8 protein-coding genes are annotated in these 8,673 nt (G+C 60.6%); 7 read left to right on the plus strand and 1 reads right to left on the minus strand.

The genetic code is table 11. The features are described from left to right. The first annotated feature begins 107 nt into the window (after nucleotides 1–107). Together ROG8370_RS16680 and ROG8370_RS21285 are read left to right on the plus strand one after the other, a co-directional pair. On the plus strand, nucleotides 108–377 hold the full coding sequence (locus ROG8370_RS16680) for a BLUF domain-containing protein (protein WP_245827459.1): 270 nt from the start codon (nucleotides 108–110) through the stop codon (nucleotides 375–377). A 3-nt stretch (nucleotides 378–380) separates the two neighbouring features. Next, entirely contained in the window at nucleotides 381–503 is a 123-nt protein-coding gene (locus ROG8370_RS21285) for a hypothetical protein (RefSeq protein WP_281252709.1), read from the plus strand. Between the two features lie 42 nt (nucleotides 504–545). Here the strand turns inward: ROG8370_RS21285 and ROG8370_RS16685 are convergent, their stop codons facing one another. Further along, nucleotides 546–1,754 (minus strand): aminopeptidase P family protein, encoded by a 1,209-nt coding sequence (locus ROG8370_RS16685; protein WP_085828305.1) that lies wholly within the window; start codon nucleotides 1,752–1,754, stop codon nucleotides 546–548. Between the two features lie 221 nt (nucleotides 1,755–1,975). Between ROG8370_RS16685 and ROG8370_RS16690 the strand changes: the two genes are divergently transcribed. The 5 genes from ROG8370_RS16690 to infB all read left to right on the plus strand — a co-directional run bounded on the left by ROG8370_RS16690 (nucleotide 1,976) and on the right by infB (nucleotide 8,470). Then, nucleotides 1,976–2,965, plus strand: a complete 990-nt coding sequence (locus ROG8370_RS16690) for a P1 family peptidase (RefSeq protein ID WP_085828309.1) — start codon at nucleotides 1,976–1,978, stop codon at nucleotides 2,963–2,965. A gap of 144 nt (nucleotides 2,966–3,109) precedes the next feature. Beyond that, nucleotides 3,110–3,691 (plus strand): ribosome maturation factor RimP, encoded by a 582-nt coding sequence (rimP, locus tag ROG8370_RS16695; RefSeq protein WP_085828310.1) that lies wholly within the window; start codon nucleotides 3,110–3,112, stop codon nucleotides 3,689–3,691. A gap of 4 nt (nucleotides 3,692–3,695) precedes the next feature. After that, nucleotides 3,696–5,309 (plus strand): transcription termination factor NusA, encoded by a 1,614-nt coding sequence (gene nusA / locus ROG8370_RS16700; RefSeq protein WP_085828306.1) that lies wholly within the window; start codon nucleotides 3,696–3,698, stop codon nucleotides 5,307–5,309. Between the two features lie 23 nt (nucleotides 5,310–5,332). Next, nucleotides 5,333–5,956, plus strand: a complete 624-nt coding sequence (locus tag ROG8370_RS16705; protein WP_073196566.1) for an RNA-binding protein — start codon at nucleotides 5,333–5,335, stop codon at nucleotides 5,954–5,956. A 6-nt stretch (nucleotides 5,957–5,962) separates the two neighbouring features. Beyond that, a complete protein-coding gene (gene infB / locus ROG8370_RS16710; RefSeq protein ID WP_085828307.1) occupies nucleotides 5,963–8,470 on the plus strand; it encodes a translation initiation factor IF-2 in 2,508 nt (835 codons plus the stop codon). Nucleotides 8,471–8,673 lie beyond the last annotated feature (203 nt).

Consider the following 8,673-nt stretch of genomic DNA (forward strand, 5'->3'; position numbering starts at 1 on the left):
ACACCTTACAGTTCTGACCGCCCTAATGGCACCGCTTACCATGGCACAAATCCCGGATCGACAGGGTGTTTGCGACCCCCTAGGGTGACAGGCGAAAGGATCACTCCATGGCGCTTTTGCAAATGATTTATGCGTCGCAGCCCTTTGGGTTTGACGAGGCGATGCTGGCGGGGATTCTTCTGGATGCGCGCCGCGGCAATACCCGCAACAATGTGACCGGGGCGCTGATCGTGCGCGGTGATCTTTACCTTCAGCTTTTGGAGGGCCCGCCAGAGATGGTCGAGGCCGTTTATGAGCGGATCAACCGGGATGACCGCCACACCAATATGCGCCCGCTTGTGCGTCGCATGGTTGAAGAGCGCATGTTCCCGACCTAGTCGATGCTTGATGATCCGGCGCAAAGCTGGGTCTGGACGCAGGACGAGGTCAACAATGGGGCCATCGAAAAGGCAACCGAGGACGAGGTTCTTGGGTTTTTCGAGCGCCTCGCCGCGCTTGGCTAGGCAAGGGTAAAGGGGCGCGCGATCACGCGCACCCCCAGGAATTTAGCCGACGACGTTGAAATCCGGGCCATAGGGATAGCCGGTGATGTTTTCATTGCCGTCTTCGGTGATCACCAGGATATCATGCTCGCGATAACCGCCTGCGCCCGGTTGATCCGCGCCAAGCGTCAGCATCGGTTCCATCGAGATCACCATGCCCGGTTCCAGCACCGTGTCGATATCCTCGCGCAGTTCCAGACCCGCCTCGCGGCCGTAATAATGGCTCAGGATGCCGAAGGAATGGCCATAGCCAAAGGTCCGGTATTGCAGCAACTGGCGCTCTTCAAAGAAGTCGTTGATCTTGTGGGTGACCTCGGCACAGCTTACGCCGGGCTTGAGCAGGGACATGCCATATTCATGCGCCGCGACGTTCGCCTGCCAGATATTGAGGCTGGCATCGTCGACTTCGCCGACGAACATGGTGCGTTCCAGCGCCACGTAATAGGCCGAGATCATCGGAAAGGCGTTCAGGCTAAGGATATCGCCGCGCTCAAGCTTGCGGGCGGTGACCGGGTTATGGGCGCCATCGGTGTTAAGACCCGATTGAAACCAGACCCAGCTGTCGCGGTATTCGGCATCGGGAAAGCGCTTGGCGATCTCGACCTCCATCGCGTCACGGCCCGCCATTGCAACGTCGATTTCGCGGGTGCCTTCGCGCACGGCGTCGCGGATCGCATAGCCGCCCACATCGGCCACCTGGGTACATTGCCGGATCAGGGCGATCTCGGCTGCGGATTTGGACATCCGCTGGCGCATGGTGGCGGGGGCCAGATCGACCATGGTCACCGGCTTGAGGAAATCCTCAAGCTTGTCGCGCTGCATCAGGGTAAGGTGGTCGCCTTCATATCCGACAACCTTGCCTTCGCCCGCAACCGACCCCACGGCGCGCCAGAAATTGTCGCGCTGCCAGTCGGTATAGGTGATGTTGTCGCAAAAACAGCGGCGCCAGGGTTGGCCCGCATCAATGCCCGCCGAAATCGTGACACAGTCGGTTTCGGTCACGACAAGGCCATAGGGCCGCCCGAACGCGCAATAGAGAAAGCCCGAGTAATAGGCGATATTGTGCATTGAGGTGAAGACAACGGCGCCAGTGCCGGTCTCGGCCATGATGGCGCGCAGGCCCGCAAGCCGCGTTTCGTATTCAGAGACAGCAAAAGGCAACGGGGCCTTTTCGCCATTGTGGAACCGATAAAATTCAGGACGTGAAGTCATTTTGACCCTCCTATTCAAAGAAAGGTCCCGGCGTTCAGGACGGTTTGGATATGTGGTGCTTGTCCCCGGATCGCGAGGGGGCGACGCCATCGCCCTGCACAAATCCCTCTTCCTCTGAATCAAGTTCATAATCAAGACAATTCCCGCTAGGCTTGGCCGCAAAATGGAGAGTGGCAATGAGCGGCGTGAACGGCACGGGACATTCAGAGGCTGGCGACGTGATGCGCCCCGGAGCACGCAACCTTATCACCGATGTGCCGGGGCTGCGCGTTGGCAATGCCGAGGACGCGCAGATCAGGACCGGCGCCACGGTGTTGCTCGGGGATGTGCCCTTTACCGCCGGGGTGCATGTGATGGGCGGCGCGCCGGGCACGAGAGAGACTGATTTGCTGGCGCCTGACAAGACCGTGGAACAGGTCGATGCGCTTGTTCTTTCGGGTGGGTCGGCCTTTGGGCTTGATGCGGCGTCTGGCGTGGCGGACGGCTTGCGCGCCATGGGGCGCGGCTTTGCGGTGGGCGATATCCGCGTGCCGATCGTGCCGGGGGCGATCATGTTTGACCTGCTCAATGGCGGGGCCAAGGATTGGGCCGAGAATCCTTATAAGGCGCTTGGCGCCGAGGCGTTTGGTAATGCCGCCGTGGGGTTTCACATCGGCAGCTTTGGCGCAGGCATGGGCGCCACCACGGCAACGCTCAAGGGTGGGCTTGGCTCGGCCTCGGTCGTGTTGCCATCCGGCGCGGTGGTCGGCGCACTTGTGGCCGTTAATGCGCTTGGTTCGGCCATCGTGGGCGAGGGGCCGCATTTCTGGGCCGCGCCGTTCGAGATCGACGGTGAATTCGGCGGGTTTGGCCCCGCGCCGCGCTATGACGCCGCCGCGCTACCGCTGACCAAGCTCTCGCAGCATGCCAATACCACCATCGGGATCGTGGCCACCGATGCCGCCCTGACCCAAGCCCAATGCACCCGCCTTGCCACCGCCGCGCATGACGGGTTTGCGCGTGCCCTTGTGCCGTCGCACACGCCGATGGATGGCGACCTTATTTTTGCCGCCTCAACCGGTGCGCGGGCGATGGGCGATCCGATTGCCGAGACGCTGTTGCTTGGCCATGCGGCGGCCACCGCGATGGCGCGCGCGATTGCCCGCGCGATTTATGCGGCAAGCCCCGCGCCGGGCGATGTCCTGCCCTGCTGGCAGGCGCAATTCGGCTAGGGCGGGAATCTTTTCACGCGGGACTTGCAGACTCGGGGCAAGGGGCGTATATGGCTTTCAACAGCGGCGCTCTCGGGTCCACTCCGAAAGCCCACCGGATTAATTTCGACGGGCCGCGCGCCCGTTTTTTTGTGCTTGGACGATATGACAAACGACCTGATTGCCAAAGCTGCGATTGACCGCCGGATGGCGGAGATCATCACCCCCGTGATCGAGGATCTGGGGTATGAGCTTGTGCGCGTGCGGCTTATGAGCGGCAAGACCCACACGCTTCAGATTATGGCAGAGCGCCCCGAGGGCGGCATCGAAGTGGATGATTGCGGCAAGATCAGCACCGCCGTCAGCGCGGTTCTGGATGTCGAAGACCCGATCACCGATCCCTACACGCTTGAAGTGTCGAGCCCCGGTATCGACCGGCCGCTGACCCGGCTCAAGGATTTCGAGACCTTCGAGGGTTATGAGGCCAAGATCGAGACATCCGAGCTTATCGAGGGCCGCAAGCGGTTCAAGGGCGTGCTTGCGGGTGTCGAGAACAACGAGGTTCTGATCAACGTCGAAGAAGGCACCATCGGGCTTGAGTTCGACTGGCTGGCCGATGCCAAGCTTGTGCTGACCGACGAATTGATCAAGGAAATGCTGCGCCAACGCAAGGCGGCGGGCGTGATCAACGAAGACGAATTTGACGAGATAGAAACCGAAACTGATACCGGTTCTGAGGAGGACTAAGATCATGGCAATCACCTCTGCCAACCAGCTTGAGCTGTTGCAAACCGCCGAGGCCGTGGCCCGCGAAAAGATGATTGACCCCGAACTGGTGGTCGAAGCGATGGAAGAATCCCTGTCGCGCGCCGCCAAGAGCCGTTACGGCAGCGAGATGGACATTCGCGTCGCGATCGACCGCAAGACCGGCCGCGCGACCTTTACCCGTGTGCGCACCGTGGTCGAGGATGACGCGGTTGAGAATTATCAGGCGGAAATGACCGTCGAACAGGCCAAGCAGTACATGGACAACCCATCGGTCGGCGATACCTTTGTCGAAGAGGTTCCGCCGGTTGAAATGGGCCGCATCGCCGCACAAAGCGCCAAACAGGTGATCCTGCAAAAGGTGCGCGAAGCCGAGCGTGACCGCCAGTACGAGGAATTCAAGGACCGCATCGGCACGATCATCAACGGTCAGGTCAAGCGCGAAGAATACGGCAATGTCATCGTCGACGTGGGCCGTGGCGAGGCGATCCTGCGCCGCAACGAAAAGATCGGTCGCGAGGCCTATCGCCCGAACGACCGTATCCGTTGCTACATCAAGGATGTGCGCCGCGAACAGCGCGGGCCGCAGATTTTCCTGAGCCGCACCGATCCGCAGTTCATGGCCGAACTGTTCAAGATGGAAGTGCCGGAAATCTATGACGGCATCATCGAGATCAAGGCCGTTGCCCGCGATCCCGGCAGCCGCGCCAAGATCGCCGTGATTTCCTATGACGGGTCGATTGATCCGGTCGGCGCCTGTGTCGGTATGCGCGGCAGCCGCGTTCAGGCCGTCGTGAACGAACTTCAGGGCGAAAAGATCGACATCATTCCTTGGAATGAAGATCAGGCGACCTTCCTTGTGAACGCATTGCAGCCCGCCGAGGTCAGCAAAGTGGTGATCGACGAGGATGCACAGCGCATCGAGGTTGTCGTGCCCGAAGAACAGCTTTCGCTGGCGATTGGCCGTCGTGGCCAGAACGTGCGTCTGGCAAGCCAGCTGACCGGGCTTGATATCGACATCATGACCGAAGCCCAGGACAGCGAGCGCCGTCAGAAAGAATTCGAAGAGCGCACCGGCTTGTTCATGGAAAACCTCGATCTGGACGAATTCTTTGCCCAGCTTCTGGTGTCCGAGGGCTTTACCAATCTCGAAGAGGTCGCCTATGTCGATCTTGACGAGCTTTTGGTCATTGATGGCGTTGACGCAGACACCGCCAGCGAATTGCAGGCCCGTGCCCGCGACGTGATCGAAGGTCAGGCCAAGGCTGCGCTTGAAAAAGCGCGCGAGCTTGGCGTCGAGGACAGCCTTATTGAATTTGACGGTCTGACACCCCAAATGGTTCAGGCCTTGGCCGAGGATGACGTGAAATCGCTCGAAGATTTCGCAACCTGCGCCGATTGGGAGCTGGCCGGCGGCTGGACCACGGTGAATGGCGAGCGTGTCAAAGACGAAGGCGTGCTGGAGAAATTTGACGTCTCATTGGAAGAGGCGCAGAATATGGTCATGACCGCCCGGATCATGTTGGGCTGGGTTGATCCCGACGAACTCGAGCCCGAGGGTGATGATGCCGACGGCGATGACGAGGAGGTCGAGGCCTGATTTTTCAGGTCTCGGGGGCACACATGGGGCGCGCAGGGCAACCCAAAGACCGGACCGATGGTCCAGAACGCAAGTGCATCGTCACAGGCGAGGTTCAGCCCAAGTATGGGCTGATCCGCTTTGCCGTTGGGCCAGAGGGCCAAATTGGCCCTGACCTGATGGAAAAGCTGCCGGGGCGCGGTATCTGGGTCTCGGCGGATCGTGCGGCCATTGATAAGGCGGCGGCAAAAGGGCTTTTTGCCCGTGCCGCCAAACAGCCGGTTCAGGTGCCTGAAGACCTTGCCGATCTTGTAGAGGCGCTTTTGGCAAAGCGCGTGATCAACCTGATCAGCCTTGCCCGAAAAGGCGGCCGCGCCGTGTCGGGTTATGAGAAGGTCAAGATCATGCTGGGCAAGGAAGAAGCCCGCGTTCTTATTCAGGCCAGTGATGGTTCTGAACGGGGAAAATCAAAGCTGAGCACGCCGCAGGGCGGCTCATTCATAGGGTGGTTGACGGCGAATGAGCTGGGCCAGGCCTTTGGGCGACAAACCACAATCCATGCTGCACTGGGTGCTGGAGGTTTGTTGCAACCTGTTGTAGAGGAGGCGGCAAGACTGAAAGGTCTGCGCGTCTCGGACGGCGAGACAGCGCGCCGGAAAGGAAAGTAGAGCAATATGAGCGACAACGACGGAAAGAAACCTTTGGGTGTGCGTGGCGCCGGGTCCCGGCCCGGGAACGTGAAGCAGAGCTTCAGCCATGGCCGGACCAAGAACGTCGTGGTGGAAACCAAACGCAAGCGCGTTGTCGTGCCCAAACCGGGCGCGGGAACGGCTGGTGCGGCTGGTGGTGCAGGCCGACCTTCTGGTGCGGCAAGCTCGGGCAAGCGCCCGGCAGGAATCTCGGATGCCGAGATGGACCGCCGGATGAAGGCACTTGCCGCCGCCAAGGCGCGCGAGTCCCAGGACGCTGCCGAACGTGAAGCCAAGGAAAAGGCAAGCGAAGAAGAACGCATGCGCCGCCGCGAAGAGGCCGAAGCCAAGGAACGCGAACAGCGCGAAGCCGAGGAAAAAGCCCGCGCCAAGGCCGAAGAAGACGAGCGCAAGAAGCGCGAATCAGAGCAGGCCGCGATCAAGGCCGCCGCCGCTGCGGCAGAGCCCGATGCCCTGCCCGATGTTGCTGCGCGTCAGGCGCCAAGCAAATCGACCCCGGCGCCGCGCAACAAGGAACCGGAACGCGAACAGCCCGCCCGCCGCAACAAGGGCCGTGGCGGCGATGACAACCGTCGTTCGGGCAAGCTTACCCTCAATCAGGCGCTTTCGGGCGGTGAGGGCGGGCGCCAGAAATCCATGGCCGCGATGAAGCGCAAGCAAGAGCGCGCGCGTCAAAAGGCGATGGGCGTCAATGTCGAGCGTGAAAAGGTTGTCCGCGACGTTCAGTTGCCGGAAACGATCGTCGTGTCCGAGCTTGCCAACCGTATGGCCGAGCGCGTTGCCGACGTTATCAAGGCGCTTATGCAAAACGACATGATGGTGTCACAAAACGAAACCATTGATGCCGATACCGCCGAGCTGATCGTGGAAGAATTCGGCCACCGCGTCGTGCGGGTCTCGGATGCGGATGTAGAAGACGTCATCACGCATATCGAAGACGATCCCAAGGATCTTGAGCCGCGCGCTCCTGTGATCACCATCATGGGTCACGTTGACCACGGCAAGACGTCGCTTCTGGATGCGATCCGCAATGCCAAGGTTGTTGCGGGCGAAGCCGGCGGCATCACCCAGCATATCGGCGCCTACCAGGTGACAACCGAGAGTGGCTCGTTGCTGACCTTCCTTGATACGCCCGGCCACGCGGCGTTCACCAGCATGCGTTCGCGCGGTGCCCAGGTGACCGATATCGTGGTTCTGGTGGTTGCGGCGGATGACGCCGTGATGCCCCAGACCATCGAGGCGATCAACCACGCCAAGGCGGCTCAGGTGCCGATGATCGTGGCGATCAACAAGGTCGACAAACCCGATGCGAACCCCGACAAGGTGCGCACCGATCTTCTGCAGCACGAAGTCATCGTCGAGGCGATGTCTGGCGACGTGCAGGATGTCGAAGTGTCGGCCGTGACCGGTCAGGGCCTTGACGAGCTGCTTGAGGCGATTGCGCTTCAGGCCGAGCTTCTGGAGCTTAAGGTGAACCCGAACCGGGCCGCCGAGGGCGCCGTGATCGAAGCACAGCTTGACGTGGGCCGTGGCCCCGTGGCGACCGTTCTGATCAAGAAGGGCACATTGCGTCTTGGCGACATCTTTGTTGTTGGCCAGCAATACGGCAAGGTGCGCGCTCTGATCAACGACCGTGGCGAACGTGTCAAGGAAGCGGGCCCATCGACTCCGGTCGAGGTTCTGGGTCTGAATGGCACGCCCGAAGCGGGCGACGTTTTGAACGTGGTCGATACTGAGGCGCAGGCACGCGAAATCGCGGAATACCGCGAAAGCGCTGCCAAAGAGAAGCGCGCCGCTGTCGGTGCGGGCACCTCGCTTGAGCAACTGTTGGCCAAGGCCAAGCAGGACGAGAACGTCAAGGAAATGCCGATTGTCGTCAAAACCGACGTTCAGGGCTCTGCCGAGGCGATCGTTCAGGCGATGGAAAAGATCGGCAACGACGAAGTCCGCGTGCGGGTGCTGCACTCGGGGGTTGGTGCGATCACCGAATCCGATATCGGCCTTGCCGAGGCATCGGGCGCACCGGTCTTTGGCTTTAATGTTCGCGCCAACGCGCCCGCGCGTAGCAGCGCCAATCAAAAGGGTGTCGAAATCCGCTATTACAGCGTGATTTACGATCTCGTCGATGACGTGAAAGCCGCGGCTTCGGGTCTTTTGGGCGCGGAGATTCGCGAAAAGTTCATCGGCTATGCCAAGATCAAAGAGGTCTTCAAGGTTACCGGCGTTGGCAAGGTTGCCGGCTGTCTGGTCACCGAAGGCGTCGCGCGTCGCTCTGCCGGTGTGCGCCTCTTGCGCGACGATGTCGTGATCCACGAAGGCACGCTGAAGACCCTCAAGCGCTTCAAAGACGAAGTGCCCGAGGTTCAGTCGGGTCAGGAATGCGGGATGGCGTTCGAGAATTACGACGATATCCGCCCCAACGACGTGATCGAGATTTTCGAGCGCGAAGAAGTGGTGCGCACACTGGCCTGATCGCCAGCGTCAAATCAAAGCAAAAGGGCAGTCGCAAAGACTGCCCTTTTTTGTTTGCATGATCAGTGCGATCTCTGGTGCTGCCATTTGTGGACGGCTCCTGTTTTGCAAGGGTTAATTTGAGCTGATGTTGATCGTCGCAGGTTGCGGTCATTTGTCCGGCCTGTTTGCGCGGTGTATGTGACCGCTGGCCTTGATGAAGT

The organism is Roseovarius gaetbuli, from assembly GCF_900172365.1.
In the GTDB taxonomy this organism is placed as follows: domain Bacteria; phylum Pseudomonadota; class Alphaproteobacteria; order Rhodobacterales; family Rhodobacteraceae; genus Roseovarius; species Roseovarius gaetbuli.

Excerpts from the sequence above, each read along its gene's own strand:
- nusA (WP_085828306.1), top strand. The coding sequence starts at position 3,696 with ATGGCAATCACCTCTGCCAACCAGCTTGAGCTGTTGCAAACCGCCGAG.
- ROG8370_RS16705 (WP_073196566.1), top strand. The coding sequence starts at position 5,333 with ATGGGGCGCGCAGGGCAACCCAAAGACCGGACCGATGGTCCAGAACGC.
- rimP (WP_085828310.1), top strand. The coding sequence starts at position 3,110 with ATGACAAACGACCTGATTGCCAAAGCTGCGATTGACCGCCGGATGGCG.
- ROG8370_RS16690 (WP_085828309.1), top strand. The coding sequence starts at position 1,976 with ATGCGCCCCGGAGCACGCAACCTTATCACCGATGTGCCGGGGCTGCGC.
- infB (WP_085828307.1), top strand. The coding sequence starts at position 5,963 with ATGAGCGACAACGACGGAAAGAAACCTTTGGGTGTGCGTGGCGCCGGG.
- ROG8370_RS21285 (WP_281252709.1), top strand. The coding sequence starts at position 381 with ATGCTTGATGATCCGGCGCAAAGCTGGGTCTGGACGCAGGACGAGGTC.
- ROG8370_RS16685 (WP_085828305.1), bottom strand. The coding sequence starts at position 1,754 with ATGACTTCACGTCCTGAATTTTATCGGTTCCACAATGGCGAAAAGGCC.
- ROG8370_RS16680 (WP_245827459.1), top strand. The coding sequence starts at position 108 with ATGGCGCTTTTGCAAATGATTTATGCGTCGCAGCCCTTTGGGTTTGAC.